General features: G+C 67.3%; 19 protein-coding genes and 1 pseudogene. 9 read left to right on the forward strand and 11 right to left on the reverse strand.

Annotated elements, in window-relative coordinates; genetic code table 11:
* Nucleotides 1-61 precede the first annotated feature (61 nt).
* The 5 genes from AAFP35_RS13145 to AAFP35_RS13165 are packed head-to-tail and all read right to left on the reverse strand — an operon-like array spanning nt 62 to nt 2,237.
* Nucleotides 62-619: a DUF6328 family protein gene (locus tag AAFP35_RS13145; protein WP_419222076.1), complete on the reverse strand. Its 558-nt coding sequence runs from the start codon at nt 617-619 to the stop codon at nt 62-64.
* A 3-nt stretch (nt 620-622) separates the two neighbouring features.
* Nucleotides 623-1,075: a molybdenum cofactor biosynthesis protein MoaE gene (locus tag AAFP35_RS13150; RefSeq protein WP_419222077.1), complete on the reverse strand. Its 453-nt coding sequence runs from the start codon at nt 1,073-1,075 to the stop codon at nt 623-625.
* The gene (locus tag AAFP35_RS13155; RefSeq protein ID WP_419222078.1) at nt 1,075-1,572 is read right to left on the reverse strand and encodes a MogA/MoaB family molybdenum cofactor biosynthesis protein; all 498 of its coding nucleotides are present in this window, start codon (nt 1,570-1,572) and stop codon (nt 1,075-1,077) included. Before AAFP35_RS13155 ends, AAFP35_RS13150 begins: the two co-directional genes overlap by 1 nt.
* Nucleotides 1,565-1,993: a cyclic pyranopterin monophosphate synthase MoaC gene (gene moaC / locus AAFP35_RS13160; RefSeq protein ID WP_419222252.1), complete on the reverse strand. Its 429-nt coding sequence runs from the start codon at nt 1,991-1,993 to the stop codon at nt 1,565-1,567. The genes AAFP35_RS13155 and moaC overlap by 8 nt, the downstream gene beginning before the upstream one ends.
* A 58-nt stretch (nt 1,994-2,051) precedes the next feature.
* Nucleotides 2,052-2,237 carry a hypothetical protein gene (locus AAFP35_RS13165; RefSeq protein ID WP_419222079.1) on the reverse strand — a complete coding sequence of 62 codons (186 nt, stop codon included), beginning with the start codon at nt 2,235-2,237 and terminating at the stop codon, nt 2,052-2,054.
* A gap of 78 nt (nt 2,238-2,315) precedes the next feature.
* Between AAFP35_RS13165 and AAFP35_RS13170 the strand changes: the two genes are divergently transcribed.
* Together AAFP35_RS13170 and AAFP35_RS13175 are read left to right on the forward strand one after the other, a co-directional pair.
* Complete coding sequence (locus AAFP35_RS13170) at nt 2,316-4,652, forward strand: helicase-associated domain-containing protein (protein WP_419222080.1); 2,337 nt, start codon at nt 2,316-2,318, stop codon at nt 4,650-4,652.
* Nucleotides 4,653-4,715: 63 nt separating this feature from the next.
* Complete coding sequence (locus tag AAFP35_RS13175; RefSeq protein WP_419222081.1) at nt 4,716-6,383, forward strand: DNA repair helicase XPB; 1,668 nt, start codon at nt 4,716-4,718, stop codon at nt 6,381-6,383.
* A 2-nt stretch (nt 6,384-6,385) separates the two neighbouring features.
* Here AAFP35_RS13175 and AAFP35_RS13180 read toward each other — a convergent pair whose 3' ends face one another.
* Nucleotides 6,386-7,519, reverse strand: a complete 1,134-nt coding sequence (locus AAFP35_RS13180) for an LppU/SCO3897 family protein (RefSeq protein WP_419222082.1) — start codon at nt 7,517-7,519, stop codon at nt 6,386-6,388.
* A gap of 132 nt (nt 7,520-7,651) precedes the next feature.
* On the opposite strand from AAFP35_RS13180, the pseudogene AAFP35_RS13185 reads away from it, so the two are divergent.
* Nucleotides 7,652-8,826: pseudogene (locus AAFP35_RS13185) on the forward strand (pyridoxal phosphate-dependent aminotransferase).
* A gap of 122 nt (nt 8,827-8,948) precedes the next feature.
* Nucleotides 8,949-9,590 (forward strand): TetR/AcrR family transcriptional regulator, encoded by a 642-nt coding sequence (locus AAFP35_RS13190; RefSeq protein WP_419222083.1) that lies wholly within the window; start codon nt 8,949-8,951, stop codon nt 9,588-9,590.
* Nucleotides 9,591-9,617: 27 nt separating this feature from the next.
* Here AAFP35_RS13190 and AAFP35_RS13195 read toward each other — a convergent pair whose 3' ends face one another.
* Nucleotides 9,618-11,201, reverse strand: coding sequence for a GMC oxidoreductase (locus tag AAFP35_RS13195; protein WP_419222084.1), 1,584 nt, complete (start codon nt 11,199-11,201; stop codon nt 9,618-9,620).
* A gap of 216 nt (nt 11,202-11,417) precedes the next feature.
* Between AAFP35_RS13195 and AAFP35_RS13200 the strand changes: the two genes are divergently transcribed.
* From AAFP35_RS13200 to AAFP35_RS13210, 3 genes are read left to right on the forward strand one after another with little or no spacing between them, the layout of a single operon-like run.
* Nucleotides 11,418-11,999, forward strand: a complete 582-nt coding sequence (locus AAFP35_RS13200) for a TetR/AcrR family transcriptional regulator (protein ID WP_419222085.1) — start codon at nt 11,418-11,420, stop codon at nt 11,997-11,999.
* Nucleotides 11,992-13,536 carry a flavin-containing monooxygenase gene (locus AAFP35_RS13205; protein ID WP_419222086.1) on the forward strand — a complete coding sequence of 515 codons (1,545 nt, stop codon included), beginning with the start codon at nt 11,992-11,994 and terminating at the stop codon, nt 13,534-13,536. Before AAFP35_RS13200 ends, AAFP35_RS13205 begins: the two co-directional genes overlap by 8 nt.
* Nucleotides 13,536-15,251: an FAD-dependent oxidoreductase gene (locus AAFP35_RS13210; protein WP_419222253.1), complete on the forward strand. Its 1,716-nt coding sequence runs from the start codon at nt 13,536-13,538 to the stop codon at nt 15,249-15,251. The genes AAFP35_RS13205 and AAFP35_RS13210 overlap by 1 nt, the downstream gene beginning before the upstream one ends.
* Before the next feature lie 381 nt (nt 15,252-15,632).
* On the opposite strand, the gene AAFP35_RS13215 is transcribed toward AAFP35_RS13210, so the two are convergent.
* From AAFP35_RS13215 to AAFP35_RS13225, 3 genes are read right to left on the reverse strand one after another with little or no spacing between them, the layout of a single operon-like run.
* Nucleotides 15,633-16,445, reverse strand: a complete 813-nt coding sequence (locus AAFP35_RS13215) for a mycofactocin-coupled SDR family oxidoreductase (protein WP_419222087.1) — start codon at nt 16,443-16,445, stop codon at nt 15,633-15,635.
* A 51-nt stretch (nt 16,446-16,496) separates the two neighbouring features.
* Entirely contained in the window at nt 16,497-17,129 is a 633-nt protein-coding gene (locus AAFP35_RS13220) for a TetR family transcriptional regulator (RefSeq protein WP_419222088.1), read from the reverse strand.
* An 18-nt stretch (nt 17,130-17,147) separates the two neighbouring features.
* A complete protein-coding gene (locus tag AAFP35_RS13225) occupies nt 17,148-19,385 on the reverse strand; it encodes an MMPL family transporter (RefSeq protein WP_419222089.1) in 2,238 nt (745 codons plus the stop codon).
* A 202-nt stretch (nt 19,386-19,587) separates the two neighbouring features.
* On the opposite strand from AAFP35_RS13225, the gene AAFP35_RS13230 reads away from it, so the two are divergent.
* Together AAFP35_RS13230 and AAFP35_RS13235 are read left to right on the forward strand one after the other, a co-directional pair.
* Nucleotides 19,588-20,214 (forward strand): alpha-ketoglutarate-dependent dioxygenase AlkB, encoded by a 627-nt coding sequence (locus AAFP35_RS13230; RefSeq protein WP_419222090.1) that lies wholly within the window; start codon nt 19,588-19,590, stop codon nt 20,212-20,214.
* A gap of 97 nt (nt 20,215-20,311) precedes the next feature.
* The gene (locus AAFP35_RS13235; RefSeq protein ID WP_419222091.1) at nt 20,312-20,863 is read left to right on the forward strand and encodes a hypothetical protein; all 552 of its coding nucleotides are present in this window, start codon (nt 20,312-20,314) and stop codon (nt 20,861-20,863) included.
* A 16-nt stretch (nt 20,864-20,879) separates the two neighbouring features.
* Here the strand turns inward: AAFP35_RS13235 and AAFP35_RS13240 are convergent, their stop codons facing one another.
* On the reverse strand, nt 20,880-21,758 hold the full coding sequence (locus AAFP35_RS13240) for an oxidoreductase (protein WP_419222092.1): 879 nt from the start codon (nt 21,756-21,758) through the stop codon (nt 20,880-20,882).
* Between the last annotated feature and the right edge of the window lie 46 nt (nt 21,759-21,804).

Raw genomic sequence — 21,804 nt, forward strand, 5'->3', positions numbered from 1 at the left:
CACCGGACTCGGTGACACACCGCCCTGATAGGGCCCATGGTCGAAGGGCCTCGCACGATGTTCAATCCGTGCGAGGCCCTTTTCCATGTTCGGGGGCGGATCGATCGGTCCCCGTGCGTGGCCCCAGCCGTCTGCGCTCACGCAGCGGCAGACCCACCCACATCACCAGGAAGACGACGAGTGCGACGCAACCGGCGGCGATGGCCGCCCAACCGCCGAGCGCGATGTCGAAGATCACCGTGAGCACCCCGATCAGCGCTACCCCGAGAAGACCGATACCGACCATCGTCAACAGGTGCGCGCGATCCACCAGTCGATCGATCGCGTGTCGACGGAACAGCAAGCGGTGCAGCGCGACCGGTGAGATCAGGGTGACGGTGGACAGGACCGCGAACACCAGGCTGACCACGAAGATGTGTTGTTGACGCGCCTCGAGTTCCTGGAATCCCTCCTGGAACGGGACCGTCAGCATCAGTCCGGTCAGGATCTGACCGCCCGTCTGCACGACCCGCAACTCCTGCAGCAGGCTCGCCCAGTTGCGGTCGAGTTGTTCGTCGGGGGTCTCGTTTCGTCCGGGACCGCCGCCGTTCGGCCCCGCTGACCCCGGATGGCCCTCCACGGTTTACGCCGATCCGACCCACTCGTCGGTGCCATCGTGGAAATGCTGATGCTTCCAGACCGGCAACTGTGCCTTGACCTCGTCGACGAGACGCGCACAGGTCGCGAACGCGGCCTGTCGATGATCGGCGGCCACCGCCACCACGAACGCGACGTCGCCGACGGCGAGATCGCCGACGCGATGCGAGACGGCGACCGCACGCACCCCCGACGCGTCCGCGACGGTGGTGGCGACCACCTCTGCCAGCACGTCGGGCGCCGACGGATGTGCCGAGTACTCCAGGCGGGTCACGCCGCGGCCACCATCGTGATTGCGTACCGCACCCACGAAACCGACCACCGCACCGGCCGCACCGCCGGCCGCCTCGGCGACCAGACGCTCATGCGTCGGCAAATCGATGTCCTTCTCCGACAATTCGGTTCGGACGACGCGGGCGAATACGGGATTGTCGCTCATCAGTGATCACCACCGCCGATCTGGTCGAGTGCGTGGTCAAGGACACCATCGAGCACCGACAATCCGTCACGAACCCCGCCGACCGAGCCCGGGAGGTTGACGACGAGGGTCGCCCCCACCACCCCGGCGACTCCCCGCGAGAGCACCGCGGCGGGCACCTTCGGCAGTCCGGCGTTCCGGATGGCGTCGGCGAGCCCCGGGATCTCGAAGTCGAGCAACGCCCGGGTCTCCTCGGGGGTGCGATCGGTGGGTGATATCCCGGTACCGCCGCTGGTGATCACGACATCGGCCTGCGCGTACACCCCGGCGCGGATGGCGTCGCCGACCGGCGGGCCGTCGGAGACCACGATCAGCTCGTCCACGGTGAAGCCGCGGTCGGTGAACCAGTCGCTGATGACCGGACCGGTCCGGTCGAGATACTCACCGCGACTGGCACGCGTGGACGCCACGACGACCCGGGCGACCTTGGTCGGACGCGGTGCGGAATCCTCAGTCACGAGTCCATGATCCCGACTTGCCGCCGGTCTTGGCCAGCAACCGGACGTCATCCATCCGGGCGCGCCGATCGACGGCCTTCACCATGTCGTGCAGGGTGAGCCCGGCGACGGCGACCGCGGTGAGAGCTTCCATCTCGACACCGGTCTGTCCGCTCGTCGCGACGGTCGCGGTCACGTCGACATGATCGTCGGCGATCGCGAAGTCGATCTCCACCGACGACAGAGCGAGCTGATGGCACAGCGGGATCAGGTCGTCGGTGCGTTTGGCGGCCATGATGCCCGCGATCCGCGCGGTCGCGAGGACATCGCCCTTGGGCAACCTGCCCTCACTCAGCAACGCGATGACCTCAGGGGTCGTGCGGAAAGTGCCACCGGCCACCGCGCGGCGGTCGGTACGCGCCTTGCCACCCACGTCGACCATGCGGGCCGCGCCCGTGGAGTCGATGTGACTCAGGCCGTCGTGCTCCGGCACGCGCTGGTCAGCGATTGATGACGGTCTTCGGCTGGAGGTAGGGCAGGTCGTCGAGCGGGATCGGGAGTTCGGTGTCACCGAACGGCGACAGCGCACCGGACAGACCGGCGGCGAACTCGGAAACCGCGTGGGCGTGCTCGCCGTCGTCGCCCTTGGGCCAGCCGTTGTCGACGTACTTCTTCTTCTCAGCCACGCGCTCATTGTGCCATGTGGCCTCCACGGTCGTCCGGGGGAAACCGCGTCGCGCGTCACCCTCAGTAGAATCGGCCGAATGAGTGCGGATGACCAGGGCATCGGCCTGGCCGACGATCTGGCGTCGCGCAGCGACGCCGACCTCGTCGAGTTGCTGACCGCGCGCCCGGATCTCGCGTCCCCACCGCCCGCCGGAACGGCCGTGTTGGCCTCGCGCGCGCTGGCGGCGGCGTCGTCGGCGTTGGCCGGCGAGGATCTCGACGTGCTCGCGGTGGCGGTGCTGGAACAGTCGATCACGCTGGGTACGGCGCGTGCGGGTCACATCCCGGCGCCCACCGGCGTCGACGCCGTCGTCGAGTCCCTGTCGGGACGCGCCGACACCGATCAGATCGTCGCGCGGATCGACCTGCTGCGCCGACGCGCACTGCTCTGGGGCGCCGACGACGCGCTGTACACGGGCGCGCACGCACCGTCGGCGCTGCCGTGGCGCGCACACCATCTGACCGGCCCGCTCGCCGATCGGACGATCGACGATCTGCGGAAGGCGTTGGACGGACTCGACGACCACACCCGCGGCCTGCTCGAGACGCTCTCACGCGGCCCCGCTCTCGGCCGCAGCCGCGATGCCGCGCTCGATGCCGACCGGGACAAGCCCGTACCCCGTCTCATCGCTGCCGGTCTGCTCGCCCGCATCGACGACCAGACGGTCGAACTGCCGCCCATGGTCGGGCAGTTGTTGCGCGGGGAACCGCCCCTTCGGGCCGACGACCTGCGCGCGCCCGCCCTGCACGCGCGCTCGGCCAAACGGCGCTTCTCCTCCTCCGCGGTGGACGCCGCGGCCGGCGGCGAGGCCCTCGAGCTGATCCGGCACACCACACAGGTGATCAGGGCCCTCGGTACGACGCCGGCCACCGTGCTGCGCTCCGGCGCGCTCGGCGTGCGCGAACTGCGACGTCTGGCGAAGGTGACCGGCCTCGACCAGTCGCGGGTGGCCCTGATCGTCGAGTTGCTCGCCTATCTCCGGCTGATGGACGCCGGGTTCCCCGACCCGCCCCCGTCGTCGGACACCGGAGAACAGGCCTTCGCCCCGACCCCCGCCGCCGACACCTGGCTGCACCACTCCCCCGACCGCCAGTGGTGGGCGCTGCTGCGCGCCTGGCTGGAGATGCCGCGCCGGGCATGGCAGATCGGCGAGCCCGATCGCGACGGCAACGCGCATCCGGCGCTCTCGGGCGAACTCCATGACGCCTTCGCGCCGGTCCAGCGCCACACGATCCTGGACACGCTCGCCCACGCCACCCCCGCGGTGCCCGTCGACACCGACGGCCTGTTGGCCGCGCTACATTGGCACCATCCCCGCCAGATCCGTCGCTACTCGCGCCGAACTGTCGACGAGACACTCAGGGAGGCAAGGGAACTCGGTGTGGTCGCGCACGGTTCGCTGACCGGGGTGGGGCGTGCGGTATTGGCCGCGGGGCACACCGACGATGCGGAGAAGACGGTGCTCGCGGCGATGCACAGCGCCTTGCCCGAGCCGGTCGACCACTTCCTCACACAGGCCGACCTCACCCTCATGGTGCCGGGGCCGATGACCCCAGAACTCGCCGAGCAGGTGGAGTTGGTGGCCGATCTCGAATCCGGCGGCGCGGCGTCGGTCTACCGGGTGTCCGACGACAGTGTGCGGCGCGCCCTCGACGCCGGACGCAGCAGTAGTGAACTCATCACCATGTTCACCGCCCACTCGCGTACGCCGGTGCCGCAGTCGCTGACGTACCTGATCGAGGACGTCGCCCGCCGACACGGCCAATTGCGGGTGGGCGTGGCCTCGGCCTTCGTGCGGTGTGAGGACGCGGCAACCCTGGCCGCCGTGCTCAAGAGTCCCGCCGCCGAACACCTCGCCCTGCGCGCCCTCGCCCCGACCGTCGCCGTGTCGCAGGCCGAGCTCCGCGATGTCATCGAGCAATTGCGCGCCGCCGGTTTCGCGCCCACCGGCGAGGACTCCTCGGGTTCGGTGGTCGACCTGCGTGAACAGGGCAGCCGGGTGACCGTCGCCCGGCCGCGGCGACATGCTCCACCACGGCGCTCGACGCCTTCCGGTGACCAGTTGCGGACGGTCATCACCCGGATGCGATCGCACGACCGCGCCGCGTCGGCGCAACCGGCCGCGCCCGGGTCGTCGGGGCCGGTGCGCGCTTCCGGCGGCGGGGAATCTGCGACGGCGTTGATCCAGCTCGCGTTGCGCGTGAACCGCCGGTTGCGGGTCGACTACGTGGATGCGCACGGCTCGGCCAGCAGGCACGTGGTGACGCCACAGACCCTGGGAGCCGGTCAGCTGATCGCCGTCGACACCGCCACCGAGGACGAACAGCACTTCTCGCTGCACCGCATCACCAGCGTGGAACTGCTGGAGAACTGAGCACGTCGAGCGCATCCGGACACCGGGTGGCTGCATCTGCCCGCGATCTGGACAATGGATCGGGTGACCGATGGACCCCTGATCGTGCAATCCGACAAGACGCTGCTGCTCGAGGTTGATCACGCGGACGCCCCGGCAGCGCGCGCGGCGATCGCCCCGTTCGCCGAACTCGAGCGCGCCCCCGAACACGTGCACACCTACCGGGTGACGCCGCTTGCGCTGTGGAACGCGCGGGCGGCGGGACACGACGCCGAGCAGGTCGTCGACGCCCTGGTCACCTACTCGCGTTACGCGGTGCCCCAGCCGCTGCTCATGGACATCGTCGACACGATGGGCCGATTCGGCAGGCTGCAGTTGGTGAAGAACCCCGCGCACGGCCTGACGCTGGTGAGTCTCGACCGCGCGGTCCTCGAAGAGGTGATGCGCAACAAGAAGGTGGCACCGATGCTCGGCGCCCGCCTCGACGACGACACCGTCGTCGTGCATCCGTCCGAGCGCGGCCGCCTCAAGCAGGTGTTGCTGAAGGTGGGTTGGCCCGCCGAGGACCTCGCGGGCTACGTCGACGGCGAGGCCCACCCCATCGACCTCGACCAGGGCGACTGGCACCTGCGCGACTACCAGGAGATGGCTGCCGACTCCTTCTGGGCCGGCGGTTCGGGAGTCGTGGTGCTCCCCTGCGGCGCGGGCAAGACGATGGTCGGCGCGGCGGCAATGGCCAAGGCGCGGGCCACCACCCTGATCCTGGTGACCAACACCGTCGCGGGCCGTCAGTGGAAACGCGAGCTGATCGCACGCACCTCGCTCACCGAGGAAGAGATCGGCGAGTACTCCGGGGAACGCAAGGAGATCCGCCCGGTCACCATCGCGACCTACCAGGTGATGACGCGCAAGTCGAAGGGCGAGTACAAGAATCTCGATCTGTTCGACTCCCGCGACTGGGGTCTGATCATCTACGACGAGGTACATCTGCTGCCGGCACCCGTGTTCCGGATGACGGCGGATCTGCAGTCCCGACGACGTTTGGGACTCACCGCCACGTTGGTCCGCGAGGACGGACGCGAGGGCGACGTATTCAGCCTCATCGGGCCGAAACGCTATGACGCCCCGTGGAAGGACATCGAGGCGCAGGGCTGGATCGCGCCCGCGGAATGCATCGAGGTGCGAGTCACCCTCACCGACGAGGAGCGGCTGCAGTACGCCGTGGCCGAGCCCGAGGAGAAGTACAAACTCTGCTCGACCGCCCACACCAAGGTCAACGTGGTCAAGTCGATCCTGAATCGTCACAAGGGATCCCAGACCCTGGTGATCGGCGCCTACATCGATCAGCTCGAGGAACTCGGCGCCGCACTCGACGCCCCGGTGATCCAGGGTTCGACGAAGAACAAAGAGCGCGAAGCACTCTTCGATCGGTTCCGCTCCGGCGAACTGCAGACCCTGGTGGTGTCCAAGGTCGCGAACTTCTCCATCGACCTGCCCGAGGCGTCGGTGGCGGTGCAGGTGTCCGGGACCTTCGGCTCGCGGCAGGAGGAAGCCCAACGGCTGGGGCGTCTGCTACGACCGAAACACGATGGCGGACAAGCGCACTTCTACTCCGTGGTGTCGCGAGACACCCTGGACGCCGACTATGCCGCGCATCGGCAGCGGTTCCTCGCCGAACAGGGTTACGCGTACCGCATCACCGACGCCGACGATCTGCTGGGACCGACCATCGGCGAGGAGTCGCCGAGCTGACGTCAGCTGGCGGTTCCGGTGAGCCCCAGGCAATACCCGATCGGCTTCGGCAACGCGAAGTAGACGGCCAATTGGTCCGACGAGCAAGACGGCTGGCCTGCGGTGCGCGACACCGTGCGGACCACCTCGGTGCCCGACGCCCCAGGCGAGGCGCAGTCGACCGTCTTGAAGTCGGCGAGTCCCACGGTCGGCATGTTGGCCATGGGGATCTGATAGCACTTGTCCTGGACGAGGTTGGGCACCAGGCACAGCTGCTCACCCGTCGGTTCGCCGTCTTCGATCCAGTAGAGCCGCGAGTAGTCGTTCGACGGGCACGAACCCGTGGTGACCTTCTGGGCCACGTAGAAGGTGAAGGTGCTCGCCGAGGAGCAATCCGCCTTCTTCGCGCGCAGGTTGTCGCTGCTCTGACTGCCGGTGACCGAGACACAGTCGCCGATCGCGACGTCATCGGTATCGGTGACCGCGTCCCGCGTGACGACCGCGACCACACCGACGATCGCGACCAGCAGGACCACCACCACACCCAGAACCCACCACAGCCGCTTCGACCGCTTCTTGCCCTGGGGCTGCGGGCCGTACCCCGGGGCACCCGGATAGGGCGGTTGCCCGGGAGGCTGACCCGGCACCTGGCCGGGGTAGGGCTGCTGAGCACCCGGGAACTGCTGACCTGGGAACTGTCCTGCGCCGGGATACTGTTGAGCGCCCGGTTGCTGCCCTGCCGGGTATTGCTGAGAGCCCGGATACTGTTGTGCTCCCGGATATTGCTGAGAGCCCGGGTACTGCTGGGAGCCGGGATACTGCTGCGCTCCAGGGTATTGCTGCGCTTCCGGGTATTGCGGGCCGCCGGGGTGTTGGCCCCCGGGATAGGGCTGTGGCGCCCCCGGAGGCTGCTGACCCGGATACTGTTGGGGTGCACCGGGATACGCCTGTGGAGAGTCCGGATGCGGCTGCTGGGCACCGGGCACCTGGCCCGCTCCGGGGTACGGTTCCTGACCGCCGGGAACCTGCCGGCCCGTGCCGGAGGGCTCTTGCCCCTGCGGCGCCTGCTGGGGCTCGGGTTGTGGCCGCCCATCTGGGGACTGCGGCGTACCCGGTTGCGGTTCACCCGGTTGCGGCGGCTCCGGTGGCGTGGTCATAGTCGACGATCCTACCGCCGTGGTGTGCGATTGCCGGTACCTCACCTCGACGAACACCACTGCGACGACACCACTGCGACGACACCACTGGGGCGACACCTCCGAACGACGGGCGGTGACGCACCTCGGCGCATGTGTCAGCCTGGATCGGTGCGCACCGTCTCCCGCCTCCGCCCGTTCGGTACCACCGTCTTCGCCGAGATGTCGGCGCTGGCAGTCACCCACGACGCCGTCAACCTCGGCCAGGGGTTCCCGGACACCGACGGCCCCGCCTCGATGCTCACCGCGGCACAACAGGCGATCGCCGACGGCCACAACCAGTACCCGCCGGGAGCGGGCGTACCCGAACTACGCGCTGCGGTCGCCCGCCATCAACTTCGCCACCACGGGCTCGACTACGACCCCGACGGCGAGGTGCTCATCACTGTCGGTGCCACCGAGGCGATCGCCGGTGCGATCATCGGGCTGGTCGAACCCGGCCGCGAAGTGGTGATGATCGAGCCGTACTACGACTCCTATGCCGCCACCGTCGCCATGGCGGGTGCGGTCCGCCGGACGGTGCCACTGGTCGCCGACGGCGACGGCTTCCGCCTCGACCGCGCGCGTCTCGCCGACGCCTTCGGCCCGGCCACGGCGGTGATCCTGGTCAACTCGCCGCACAACCCGACCGCCACCGTGCTTGCCGACGACGATCTCGCCGAGATCGCGCGACTGTGCGTGGAACACGACGTCATCGCCGTGACCGATGAGGTCTACGAGCACCTACTCTTCGACGGCCGGGCCACCACTCGCTCGCCGGTTTCCCCGGCATGCGGGAGAGAACACTGCGGATATCCAGCGCTGCAAAAACATTCAACTGCACCGGCTGGAAGGTCGGCTGGGTCAGCGGCCCCGCAGACTTGGTCGCCGCCGCCCGATCCGCCAAACAATTCATGTCCTATGTGGGCTCGGGGCCGTTCCAGCCCGCCGTCGCTGCGGCCCTTGATCACGAGATGAAGTGGGTGCACGACTCCTCTGCTCATCTCCAACGCAAACGCGACCTGCTCTCCTCCGCGCTACGCGATGCCGGTTTCGGCGTCCACCGCAGCGAGGCAACCTATTTCGTGTGCGCCGATCCGCGTCCACTCGGCTTCGACGACGGGGAGGCATTCTGTCGGATGCTGCCCGAACGTATCGGAGTGGCGGCCGTACCGGTGAGTGCCTTCGTCGACGACGTCGAGCCCTGGCGCCACATGGTCCGCTTCGCCTTCTCCAAGCGTGACGAGGTGATCGCCGAGGCGGCCCAACGACTCCGCAGGCTTCGGTGAGACGGACCGCTCTCCGAGCATCCCGCACAGTGAGCCCGGTCATGGACGCTCTCGATGGCCGTCAGTAAACTGATCATTCATCCGGCCCGCGCCGGAACCGATGAGAGCGAGAATCGACGACGATGACCAGGGTCCGCAACGAGCAGACCGCGAACACCCGACAGCGCATCCTGGCGACCGCCGAGCAACTCTTCGCCGAGCAGGGCATCTCGTCGGTCTCGAACCGACAGATCAGCGACGCCGCCGGCCAGGCCAACAACTTCGCCGTCGGGTACCACTTCGGTGGCCGCAGCGAACTCGTGCACGCGATCCTCGATCATCACAACACCCTGATCGAACCCTTCCGCAGCCGCATGGTCGCCGCCTTGGGGCCCGAACCGGATCTGCGCGACTGGGTCACCTGCCTGGTGCAACCGCAAACCGACTATTTCGAGTCGCTGGGCAAGCCGACCTACTTCGCCCGATTCACCGCCCAGGTGAGCGTGGACCCCAAACACCAACTCCAGCTATACGACCACGCGGTGGTGTCCGAGGATCTGATGTCGGTGCTGACCGGACTGTACGGCTCCCTGCCCGACCTGCCCGAAGACGTGCTGGGCGCGCGGGACTCCATGGCGCGCAACATGATCCTCTACACGATCGCCGACTTCGAGAGCGCCGATGCCGCGGGTACGGCGACGGGATCGTGGTCGGATGTCAAGGACTATCTGGTCGACGGACTGCTCGGCCTGTGGTTGGCCCCGGTCACGCACCCGACGCGGTGAGGTCCGACCGGGGCCGCCGAGCGCAGGCTAGATGATCGTGCCGACGTCGCTGCCGACGATGTTGTCGAGAGCGCGCTCGGCCACCGCGGCGATGGTCATCGACGGATTACAGGCCGCCGTGGTCCCGGGGATGAGCGCGCCGTCGAGCACGTACAGTCCGCGTTGCCCACGAACCCTGCCGTCGAGATCGCACACGGTCCCCATGCTCGCGCCACCGAGCGCATGCCACGTGGACGGCATGACCGCGTTGGTGTCGGTGAGCATCCCGGTGCGACCCGCGATCGCGCGGGCCGTGGGACCGATCGCCCGGTTCTGGATGTGCGAGTCGCCCTCCTTCGGCCACTGCAGCATCGCTTCGCCGCGACCGGAGTCGTAGACGAACTTGCCCCGGGCATCACTGACTCCGTAGCCCACCATCATCGTGCTGTGGACATCGAGCCCGAATCCGGGGATCGATGCCTGGATGACCGTGTGCGCCAGAGCGGGTTTCGACCAGTTGAGGCTTCCGTAGACCACCGGTCCGCCCTGCACCGCACCGAACGGGGCGGTGGGATCGGACCAGACGTAGATCCGGTCGGCATTGGTGCCCCACCCGTGTCCGACGCCGTCGGGCAGATTCGGGATCGCACCGCGCGCATCGGCCCGCACGAGCATGCGGGTGGTGTGCACGGCGCCCGCGGCCATCACCAGGGTCTTGGCGGTGATGATCTTGTGTTCCAGGACCTTTCCCGACGTGTCGATCCGCTCGACATGCACGGTCCAGCGTCCGTCGCGCGCACGTTCCACGTCGGTCACGTTGTGCAGCGGGCGCACGTCGACGAGGCCGGTGCGTTCCGCGGCCGCCAGATAGGTCACGTCGACGGAGTGCTTGCCGCCGTTGTTGACGCCGATCGCACAGTCGCCGTTGGTGTACGACGGCGCCATGCGGCCCGCCAACTCGGCCAGCGCATAGTTCCAGTCGATCGGCATCGGGATCTTGGACACCGGCAGACCGGCCGAACGTGCCCGTTGCGCAAAGGTTCTCGCCACCTGATAGTTGGGCGAGGCGATGAGCCGGTCGGGCGCCGTCTCCAGCCGCAGCATCTTGGCGACGCGCGGATAGTGGATGCGGTTCATCCGCGCCCAGTCCAGTTGCTCGGGCAGGTACGCATTGAACACGTCCTGATCCGGCTTCAGCGACATCCCTTGATACACCAGCGAACCGCCGCCGACACAGGCGGCCGTCACCGCCGTCATGTTGTCACCCATCACGGCGTCGAACAGCCCCACGTAGGGATCGAAGGTCACCGGGCGACCGAACAACTGCGGCGCGGAGCGATACCAGAGAGCACGCTTGTCGGGCGCGGATGCGTGCGGGAAGGTCTCGGAATTCGGACCTGCGCGCCAACGCTTTCCACGCTCGAGCACCACCACAGGCACCCCGGCCTGCGCGAGTCGCAGCGCGGTGACACCGCCACCGAATCCCGAACCGATCACGACGACGCGCTGATCTTCACGAGTCAGCCGTGCCCGTTGCCGCGGCGCTGCGGACACCGGTGCCGCAAACGGTGCGGCGGCTGCGGCGACCCCCGTCGCCGCAGCCGCCGCCAGAAACTTTCGACGCCTGAGCACAGGCCCCCCTCCAGTCGAAAACATCTCCCCGATCTGGTGCGGGGCATCGTTGCGATGCCCGCGCCAGCCCCGGCCCCCCGGGTCTGGATATTGAAACATGTTTCAGTCAGATGACTCAAGGGGTTCGGCCGAATTGATCGCGATCGTCGCGTGGCGTCACCGCGTCAATAAACAAGCAGTCTGGACTGTTTCTTGTTTTCTCGCTAGCCTGCCCTCATGACCGACGAGACCGCGGCGACGTCGCGCACCCAGGCGCAACGCACGGCCGCGACCCAGGCCAAAGTGCTTGATGCGACGGTCGATGCGCTGATCGAGCTCGGCTACGGCGGCACCACGACCCAGGAGGTGAACCGTCGCGCCGGCGTGTCCCGGGGCGCTCTGCTGCATCACTTCCCGACGCGGGAGGCGCTCGTCGTCGCCGCGGTGGCCCATCTCGTGGACAAACGGCTCGCCGAACTCCTGTCGCGCCCCCGCAGCGGAGACGAGGACATCGAGGTCATCGTCGAAGCCTTCAGCGGACCGTTGTTCGACGCGGCCCTGGAGTTGTGGGTCGCCGCTCGCACCGACGACACACTGCGAGCCGCGATGATCCCGTTGGAACAGAAGGTCTCCGACGCCCTGGCCGCCGGTTGCTCCGAACTGTTCGGCGACCGATACACGTCCGATCAACTCGAGCTCACCGTCGAGCTGGCACGGGGGCTGGCCGTGTCACGCATTCTCCGATCCCCCGCGGCCGACCTGGCCCTCACCGATCGCCTACTGCCCGTCTGGAAGGAAATCCTGAACCGTCATGCCTGATCAGCCTCACCCGGCGAGCGCCGGTCAACTGCCCCACCAGGTCGACGTGCTCGTCGTCGGCGCCGGTTTCGGCGGCCTGGCCGCGGTGCACCGACTGCGCACCGACCATCCGCGACGGTCGATCCTCGCCATCGAGCGGGCCGACGGGCCCGGTGGCGTCTGGCGCGACAACGATTACCCGGGCGCGGCATGCGACGTCCCCACGTCGCTGTACTCGTTGTCCTTCGCCGACAACCCGGAGTGGTCACACACCTACGGGCGGCAGTCGGAGATCCGCGGCTACCTCGAGTCGGTCGCCGCCCGGCACCCCGACACCATCCGCTACGGCTGCGCATTACTCGGCGCCACATGGGATTGCACCACCGACGAGTGGGTCGCCGAAACCTCCGACGGAATCATCCGCGCCCGACACCTGGTCGCCGCCCCGGGCGCACTCTCTGAGCCCGGGGTCCCCGACATCCCCGGCCGCGACGAGTTCACCGGCGCCGTCTTCCACACCGCACGCTGGCGCCACGACCATGACCTGACCGGCCGAAACGTGGCCGTCGTCGGTACCGGCGCCTCGGCCATCCAGGTCGTCCCCGAGATCGTCGACCGCGTCGGCCATCTCACCGTTTTCCAGCGCACCCCCGCGTGGGTGGTACCCAGGCTCGATCGCCGCATCGGGAACGCCGAGCGCGCCCTGTATCGACGGCTGCCGATCACCCACACCGTCGTGCGGCGCCTCACTTGGCTGTACCGCGAATCCTACGTCGTACTGATGGCCCGCCGACCCCGACTGTTGCCGATCGCCACCGCGGTCGCCCGGACCCAGCTGCGTCTACAGGTCCGCGATCGGCGTCTGCGACGGCGCCTCACACCCGACTACACGATCGGGTGCAAACGGATGTTGTTGACCAACAAATGGTTTCCCGCACTCCAGCGTGGCAACGCGACGGTCACCGGCGCCATCGAACGACTCACGCCGACCGGTGCGGTGGACTCCGACGGCGTCGAGCACCCGGTCGACACCGTCGTCTTCGCCACCGGCTTCACACCCACGGCACCGCCCATCGCACAGGTCATCCGGGGTCGAGACGGGCGAACCCTGGCGACGACGTGGAACGGATCCCCCAACGCATACCGCGGGGTCTCGATTCACGGATTCCCCAACCTTCACCTGATGTACGGCCCCAACACGAATCTCGGACACAGTTCGATCGTCCTCATGCTCGAGCCGCAGGCCTACTATGTCTCGACCGTGCTGCGTCACCTCGACGGGCGCGACGCCACCACCGTCGAAGTGACCTCGGCAGCACAACAGCGCTACGCCGCGACCATGGATCGCGAACTGGCAGGCACGGTGTGGAATTCCGGGGGATGCTCCAGTTGGTACGTGGACGCGTCGGGGCGGAACTCGGTCATGTGGCCGACCTTCACCAAGACCTACCGGGAGATGATGGGGCGCTTCGTGCCCGCCGACCACACCTTCGGATCGGGAGACACGCCGACCGAGAAGATCACGCCTGCTGTCGCGGCGACCGAGGTGACACGATGATGCGACGCCGGGAACAAGCAGTCACGACAAGCCATTTCGACGTGATCGTCATCGGTTCGGGTTTCGGCGGTTCGGTCGCGGCACTGCGTCTGTCCGAAAAGGGCTATCGGGTCGGTGTCGTCGAGGCGGGCCGTCGATTCGCCGACGACGAGTTACCGGCCACCAGTTGGCGACTACGCGACTACCTCTGGGCACCGTTCCTGGGATGTTATGGGGTGCAACGCATGCACCTGTTGCGGGATGTGCTGGTGATGGCCGGGGCCGGCGTCGGCGGTGGCTCGTTGAACTACGCCAACACGCTCTACCGGCCACCCTCGGCGTTCTTCGACGACCCGCACTGGGGTTCGATCACCGATTGGGCCACCGAGCTGGCGCCGTACTACGACCAGGCCGAACGTATGTTGGGCGCCACCACCTATCCCGGTGTGACCCCGGCAGACGAGGTGATGGCCGAGGTCGCCGACGAACTCGGCGCCGGTGACACTTTTGTGCCGACACCGGTCGGCGTGTACTTCGGCGAGCCCGGTGTCGGAGCCGACGACCCGTTCTTCGGGGGCGTGGGCCCCGACCGCACCGGCTGCACCGAATGCGGTGCGTGCATGACCGGATGTCGCGTCGGCGCCAAGAACACCCTCGTCAAGAACTACCTCCATCTCGCCGAACGGGCAGGCGCACAGATCATCCCGATGACATCGGTGCACGCCGTGCAGCCACGCGACGGTGGCGGATACCGGGTCGAGACCCACCGCACCGGCCGTCGTCGTCGCATCCGCACCCTGACCGCCGACCAGGTGGTGTTCGCGGCAGGCACGTACGGGACCAACAAGTTGTTGTTGAGCATGCAGCGCGACGACGCGTTGACCGGGCTCTCGTCGCGGCTCGGCCGGGTGGTCCGGACGAACTCGGAAGCGGTGCTCGCCGCCACCGCACGCACCCGCGACGTCGACTACACGAAGGGTGTCGCCATCACCTCGTCGTTTCACCCCAACGACCACACGCACATCGAGCCTGTCCGATACGGCAAGGGCAGCAACCTGATCGGGCTACTGCAGGCGGTGTTGGTCGATGGCGGTGGCGTGATACCGCGCTGGATCAAGGCGATCGGGGCGATGATCGCCCACCCCGCGGCGACGCTGCGGTCCCTGTCGGTTCGGCACTGGTCGGAGCGGACCATCATCGCGCTGGTCATGCAGACCGCCGACAACTCCATCGAACTGTTCGCCGGCCGTGGACGCCTCGGCCCCCGACTGCGCAGCCGATCCGGTGCGGGTGATCCACCACCGCGATGGATTCCCGAGGGCCACAACGCGGTTCGATCGATCGCACGTCGCATCGACGGAGATGCCGGCGGCTCGGTGGTGGACCTGATGAACATCCCGATGACCGCACACTTCCTCGGCGGCTGCGCCATCGGTGTCGACGATGCGAACGGTGTGGTCGACGCCTATCACCGTGTGTTCGGCCACCCGGGACTGCACGTCGTCGACGGTTCGACGGTGTCGGCGAACCTCGGGGTGAACCCATCGTTGACGATCACCGCCCAGGCCGAACGTGCGCTGGCGATGTGGCCGAACCAGGGCGAGCAGGACACGCGACCGGAGTTGGGCGCCGGCTACGTTCCGGTCACCCCGGTGACTCCCGCACGTCCCGTGGTCCCGGCACACGCCCCCGGCGCCCTGCGGTTGCCCCTCACTCCGATTCATCGCGGCGCCTGAGTCGACCTGCATCGCCGATCGAGTAGCGACCGCACTGCCGATCAAGCAACAACCCCACCGCCGATCGAGCAGCGACCCCATTGCCGGTCGAGTAGCGACCCCACTGCCGATCGAGTAGCGACCGAGCGCAGCGAGGCCGCGTATCGAGATCACCACACCAGGCCTCGATACAGTGCCTCGGCCGGCGCCTCGGCGCCTACTCGACCGACGAAAACGCCGGCCTGCCACCACCGATCAAACAACAACCCCACCGCCGATCGAGTAGCGACCGAGCGCAGCGAGGCCGCGTATCGAGATCACCACACCAGGCCTCGATACGGTGCCTCGGCCGGCGCGTCGGCGCCTACTCGACCGACGAAAACGCCGACCTGCCAACGCGGCTCAGAAGTGCTGGGCCCCACCGTCGACCGAGATGCTCTCGGCGGTGATGAACTTCGACTCGTCGGAGGCGAGGAAGGCTGCCACGTTGGCGACCTCTTCGGGCTCGGCGACGAACTGGTTCAGGAAGGTCATGCCCATGCCGGCCAGGCGCGGGTTCGACGCGTTGGTCTCCTCGATACGGGCGACCATCTGGCCCGATCCCATCGGGGTCGCGACCGCACCCGGGTGGATGCTGTTCACACGGATGTTGTGATTGCCCAGTTCGGCCGCGAAGGCACGTGTCATCCCGACCAGGGCGTGCTTGCTGGTGGTGTAGTGCACCATGAACGGCTGCACCTTTCGCCCCGCGTACGAGCTGATGAGGATGACCGACCCTCCCCCACGCTCGACGAGATGATGCGCGCAAGCGGTCACCGTGTTCCAGGCACCCACCACGTTGGTGTCGATGGTGTCCCGGAAACTGGTGGGCGACACCTCGTCCCATGTCTCCGGGATGCAGATGCCCGCATTGGCGATCACCACGTCGAGTCCGCCGAACAGTCCCACACCCTCGTCCACGACGGCCTTGAGCCCGTCGAGGTCACGGACGTCGCACTGTGCGAGGTGTGCCTTGGCGCCCTGCTCTTCCACCAGTCGGCGCGTCTCGTCGAGGTCGGCGGGCGTTGCCGAGTCATACGGCACACCGGGCAGCGGGCCCGCCAGGTCGACGCCGATGATCTGCGCGCCCTCGCCGGCCAACCGGACCGCGTGCGCACGTCCCTGGCCGCGGGCCAGACCGGTCACGAACGCGACCTTGTTGTCGAGACGTCCCATGGTGCAACTCCTTTCGGGCGACATCGTCGCCGTTTTTCCTCGAACGTGAATCTACGATTCGCCCTTCAGGGGCAGACCCCGTTCGAGCAGGTCGATGGCGCGGAGCAGCGTGGCCAAGAGGTCGTCGTCGACAGGCTCGTCGTTGCCCTTCGCGAAGTGGAACATCATCCCGCCCGCGGCGGCGATGAAGACGCGTAGTCGGAAGTCGTCCGCCGGCACGCCCGTGTAGTCGGCGAAGAAGTCGGTCGCCTCGGAGATCGCACGATCGGACTCGATCTGATACGCCGTGCGCAGCACGGGTTCCGACTGGATCAGGTGCATCCGCGCCGAGTTGTTCGCCCACTCGTCTGAGGTGCCGATCCCGAAAAGGTCGGTGACCATCCGTCGCAGCAGGTCGAAGTGTCCGAGACCCGGTGGGATGGCTGCGATCGCCGCGTCACGGGCCTCCTCGAGATCATCGGAGATGACCACCTGTTCCTTGGACGCGAAGTACCGGAAGAACGTGGTGTGGGAGACCTCGGCTTCGCGCGCGATCTGTTCGACCGTGGTCTGCGTGTACCCCTGTTCGGCGAACAACGTCATCGCCGCGTCACGGATCGCCTTGCGGGTACGCATCTTGTTCTTCTCCCGCAAACCGGTCCGACGCCCCGGCGCATCCGCCGGGGTCGTCGTCGGTGTGGCCATGTCCCGCCCTTCCTCGAATCAGCTCGCCGAACCGACCAGCTCCTCCTTCGGCTTCTCGGGATCGGCGGATTCCAGACCGCGGTCGCGGACCGCCCCACCCTCGATGTCGAAGTTGAGCACGAGTCGATCCAACCACTTCGGCAGGCCCCAGGCGCGATCTCCGAGCAAAGCGATGATCGCCGGTACCACCATCATCCGAATGATGAAGGCATCGAAGAAGACCGCGATCGCCAACGCGAAGCCGAGCATCTTGGCCGTCGTGTCCGGGGAGAGCATGAACGCGGCGAACACGCTGATCATGATGATCGCAGCAGAGGTCACCACGCGTGCACCGTGCCGGTAGCCTGCCACGATCGCGTCCTTGGCGGACATGCCGTGGATGTATTCCTCACGCATTCGTGTCACCAAGAACACCTGATAGTCCATCGCCAGACCGAACACGACGCCGATCAGGAAGATGGGCAGGAACGACAGGATGGGTTTGGTGTGGTCGATGAGCCCGAACCACCCCTCCTGGAAGATCGCCACGGTCACACCGAACGTGGCGAGGACCGAGAAGATGAAGCCCAGCGTGCCGATCAGCGGGACCCAGATGGACCGGAACACCGCGATCATGATCAGGAACGCCAACCCGACGACCACCACGAGATACGGGATCAGTGCCTTGTCGAGCTTGGCCGACAGATCCGACATGATCGCGGTCTGTCCACCGACGTGGAGTTGGGCACCGGCCTGTTCGACGGTCGGCGTGTAGTCGCGGATCTCCTCCATCAGGTCGTGGGTGGCCGCGGCCGACGGCGAACTCGTCGGGGTGACCGAGATCAGCGCGGTGTCGGCACCGGTGTTCGGTTGCGGAGACCCGTTGCCCATCCAGGTGAGGGTGTTCGCATTGGCGACGTCGTCGAGCGTCCTGATGTGATCGACGGCCTGCTCTGCGGTGGCCGCGATGTCGCCGTTCTCGGTGTGCAGCACGACCAGCAGCGGACCGTTGATGCCCTCACCGAATCCGCGCTGCAGCAAAGTCTGAGCGGCGGCCTCGTCGTCGCTCGTCATCGACATGCCCAGTTCGAGTTTCGTCATCGGGATGGCCGCGAGGACCAGCACCAACAGACCACCGATGATGAACGGCACCGGACGCTTGACCACCGTGCGGCCGAACCGGACGCCGAGGGTGTCGGCGCTGTCGGATTCCTCGGCATGCTTGATCCACGGGATACGCGGCGCGAACGCGAATCGGCCGGTGGCGCCCAACAGTGCGGGGATCAGGGTCAGTGCGGCGAGGACCGCGACGAACACCGCGACGGCCGCGCCCATGCCCATCTGCGTGATGAGCGGGATACCGATGACCATGAGGGCCACCACCGCGATGATGACGGTCAGCCCGGCGAACACCACCGCGGAGCCTGCCGTGCCGACCGCTCTGCCTGCGGCGTCGGCGGCCGAACCACCACGTTTACGCTCGCTGCGGTACCGCGACACGATGAACAGCGCATAGTCGATCGACACCGCGATACCCAGCATCGTGACGATGCCGGTTGCCGTCTCGTTGACGCTGAGGACCTCCGCCGACAACGTCAACAGCATGATGGTGATCATGACGCCCATCAGGCCGGTGATCAGCGGGATGAATGCCGCCACCAGCGCCCCGAAGGCCACGATCATCACCACGAAAGCGACTGCGAAGCCGATCATCTCGGCCTTGCCGCCGGCCTCCATGACCTGCATCAGCGAGCCGGTGGCCTCGACCTGTAGCCCGTCACCGCTGTGTGCGGCGAGGATCGTCGTCAGCTGATCCTTCTCGTCGACGGTGAGGTCCATCGCCTCGATGTTCTGACGGACCTGGATCAGCCCGACCTTGCCGCCGTCACCGATGACCGACGACGCCATCGCCGGCTGCATCTGGGCGACCGTCAGAGGGTTGACGACCGTCTTGGCGTCGGAGAGTTCGGGAAGCTTGTGCAGGTCGGCCACCAGAGCGTCGATCTGCGCGGAGTGTGCGGCCAGTCCGTCGTCGGCCGCCACCAGCACGCTGGTCGACGCGCGTTCCTGCTGCTTCATGACATCCGGGAAGTACTGCTCCACCTGTTCGGTGGCGGTGCCCGAATCCGTGCCGGGAAGGCTGAAGTCCTTGGCGAACTTGGGGTTGAGCGCGCCCACGAGGCCAGACACCGCGATCGCGGCGATCAACCAGACCGCGATCATCCACCACTTGTGCCGGAAGGAGAACCTCCCGACTCGATACAGAAATGACGCCATGCTTCCCTCTCGGACGCTCTCGGAACGGCTGCGCGATAGGTCACCACAGCAAACTGTTAGTGACTACCACTTGTTACTGGATAACAGGAAATCTCCATCTTCGCCACGACGACCAGGCCATTCGTGATCGACCTCTCCCTCACTCCGTTCTGGTCGGCCAGATCATCGAACACCTGTTCGTACACAGGCGTATGCTCGGGGCATGCTCGCCGGCATCCAGGGATCACTCTTCGACCAGACCTCCGACACCGTGACCATCGGGGATCTCGGCGGTGCGATGCGCCGCCCGCTGGCGCAGGGGGCCTGGGTGGATCTGCGGCCCGGGTGGATCGCCGGCTCCGAATTGCTCTTCGACCGTCTGCGCACCCACGCGGCGTGGCGCTCCGAGCGGCGCCAGATGTACGACCGGGTCGTCGACGTGCCACGACTCGTCGCCAACTATCACGAGGCCGCCACGTTTCCCGATCCGCTGCTGGTCGAGGCCCGCAACCGGCTGACCGATCACTACCGCGGCGAACTGTCCGAGGGCTTCGCGACCGCTGGGCTGTGTCTGTACCGCGACGGGAACGACAGCGTTGCGTGGCACGGCGACCGCATCGGCCGCGGAGCCACGACCGACACGATGGTCGCGATCGTCTCCCTCGGTTCGCCCCGCCCCCTGCTGCTGCGCCCTCGCGGTGGCGGAACGTCGATGAGATTCGTCGTCGGCCCCGGCGACCTGCTGGTGATGGGCGGGAGCTGCCAGCGGACCTGGGAACACGCCGTGCCGAAGGTGCCCGGCGCCGGCCCGCGCATCAGCGTGCAGTTCCGTCCGCCCGGCGTCTGGTGACCCCACACCCCGTGATCGGCGTCACCATCCGGGCGAGGAGACTGCGTGATTTAATCCCTGTTGTCCTACCGCCCCGGGGTTGAGTCGAAAGAGAACCGTGAATCACAAGTCCATAGCTGTTGCTGTCCTGTCCGCTTCGTCGATCATCGCCGTCGCGGCGCCCGCATCGGCGAGTCCCCTGGACAGCCTGCTCGGCAGTTCGGGTAGCGCCTCCGGGTTCGGGAGTTCCTCGGGTGGCCTGACGAGTCTGTTCGACGCCGGCAGTTCGGCCCTGGGGTCCTCGAGCAGCAAACCCGAGCATTACGGCAAGCTCGGTCGCGACAACGCGCCCAACGGGGTGAAGTCGATCAATGTGTGGGCCTATGCGCCCAAGGCGAAGCCGATCTCGGCCAACGTGTATCCGAAGAACTCACAACTCGGCGTGAAGTGGAACTCCACCATCGACGCGGGACCGGTGGTCGACGGCAACGAGTGCACCATGAGCATCCGGATCACCGGGCCGAAGATCCCGGCGAAGGCCGCCCTGTTCAAGACCCGCGACTGCACATCTGTGCACACCTACATGTTGCGGGCCGCTGGTGGTTACTCGATCACCGTCACCGACGGGATCTCGGGCGCCTCGAACTCGATCACCTTCGACGTCCGATAGGCGCCCGAGCGGGCTCTCAGACCCGGAAGTCGATCTCGGTGAGCTTCTCCGACACCTGCCACAGTCCGTCGCGGACGGTGAGGTCGTCGGCGCGTTTGTTGTAGCCGGATTTGCCTGGCGCACCGTGCATTCCGAACATCTGGGTGGGCCCGTAGAAGGTTCCGTTCACCACGTCGGGCGAGGTCGCGGCGTAGAGGGTCGGCAGCGCCCCCTGGGTTGCCGACTGGGCCATCGGCGTCTTGTTGCCCAGCTTCATGAAGAAGTCCTCGACGGACTCCGAGCGGCCCTGCAATTCGGTTGCGGCATATCCGGGATGGGCGATCAACGACATCGTCGACGACCCGGCCGTCGACAGTCGCGCAGCGAGTTCCTTGCCGAACATCAGGTTGGCCATCTTCGAATCGCCGTAGGCGCGCCAGCGCCGGTACCGACGCTTCTCCCAGTTCAGGTCGTCGAGGTCGAGGCGACCGATCTGGTGCACACCCGACGACAGCGTGACGATCCGATCCGAGATCTTGGGCAACACCAGCGCGGTGAGCGCGAAATGACCGAGATGATTTGTACCCATCTGCATTTCGAAACCCTGCGCGGTCCGTCGCAACGGGATCGCCATCACGCCCGCGTTGTTGACCAACACGTCCGCGCCGGTGAACCCGTCGGCGAACGCGCGCACCGAGGACAGGTCGGCCAGGTCGAGTCGAGCAACGCTCGCGGCGCTGCCGATCTCCTTGGCCACGACGTCGGCCTTCGAGGTGTCGCGGCACGCCAGGATCACCTGGGCGCCTGCGCGTGCCAGCGCCTTTGCGGTCTCGGCACCCAACCCGCTGTTCGCTCCCGTGACCACCACGGTGCGACCCGCCTGACCCGGAATGTCCGCCGTCGACCAGCCACTCATGCTCACGCTCCCCTTCGTCGCCGAATGTCGCGATCCACGCTATTGA

The sequence above is a fragment of the Gordonia sp. CPCC 206044 genome, assembly GCF_048537895.1.
Taxonomy (GTDB): Bacteria; Actinomycetota; Actinomycetes; order Mycobacteriales; family Mycobacteriaceae; genus Gordonia.